This is a genomic window from Bacillus sp. SIMBA_074 (assembly GCF_046534555.1).
GTDB lineage: Bacteria > Bacillota > Bacilli > Bacillales > Bacillaceae_G > Bacillus_A > Bacillus_A mycoides.
On sequence record NZ_JAWRYM010000645.1, the window covers coordinates 1 to 266 of the forward strand.

A 266-nucleotide genomic window follows, 5' to 3' on the forward strand; every position below is an offset into this window, starting at 1 on the left:
AATCCATGTTAACTAAGAATAGGGAACAGGCTGTTAAACAGATGATTAAAAACTTTTTCATGGATGAACGACTCCTTCTTTTGTTTTTGCCTTTTCTTATAAAAGATCTGCAGAACCATAAAAACTTGAAAGGCCTTCCTTATGGTGAATGTTTTCAATATGGAAGATTCCTCATTCATTATTATCTTTTACAGATTTTACAGTTTTATGTAATTTTTTTTGGTTTACCCACAAAAGGGTTTGTTGCAGAAAGATAAGGGTAATTT

The 266-nt window shown here is 30.8% G+C and carries 1 protein-coding gene; it reads left to right on the forward strand.

Annotation, left to right across the window (positions count from 1 at the left end; translation table 11 throughout):
* On the forward strand, positions 1 to 257 hold a 257-nt coding region (locus SB773_RS32335; RefSeq protein ID WP_410594462.1), incomplete at its 5' end, for a hypothetical protein.
* Positions 258 to 266 lie beyond the last annotated feature (9 nt).